Raw genomic sequence first — 365 nt, 5'->3', positions numbered from 1 at the left:
CGCTACCCCGGCTGATGCTGCGATGATGATGCAGCTTGGCGCTGACGGAGTGTTCGTTGGTTCGGGGATCTTCAAGTCCGGCAACCCGGCAGAGCGTGCCGCCGCCGTCGTACTGCTTTGCTTGCTACCAGCCGCGCTCTGCGAGGCGGTGGGGCTGCGGGATGTCGTCGACGTTGATGCCCACCATCGCTTCGCCGAGGCCGCGGGAGACCTTGGCAATGACATCGGGATCGTCGTGGAACGTGGTGGCCTTGACGACGGCGGCGGCACGCTCTGCCGGGTTGCCGGACTTGAAGATCCCCGAACCAACGAACACTCCGTCAGCGCCAAGCTGCATCATCATCGCAGCATCAGCCGGGGTAGCG

2 pseudogenes are annotated in these 365 nt (G+C 64.9%); one reads left to right on the top strand and one right to left on the bottom strand.

What is annotated here, in order from left to right:
* Nucleotides 1-112: pseudogene (locus LN996_RS23535) on the top strand (pyridoxal 5'-phosphate synthase lyase subunit PdxS); the annotation flags it as partial.
* A gap of 12 nt (nt 113-124) precedes the next feature.
* Here the strand turns inward: LN996_RS23535 and LN996_RS23530 are convergent.
* Nucleotides 125-365 (bottom strand): annotated as a pseudogene (locus tag LN996_RS23530) (pyridoxal 5'-phosphate synthase lyase subunit PdxS); the annotation flags it as partial.

It is taken from the genome of Arthrobacter sp. AK01 (assembly GCF_021109375.1).
GTDB lineage: Bacteria > Actinomycetota > Actinomycetes > Actinomycetales > Micrococcaceae > Arthrobacter.
Note: the sequence above shows the minus strand (reverse complement) of the source record. Positions and strands in the feature narration are given on the sequence as shown.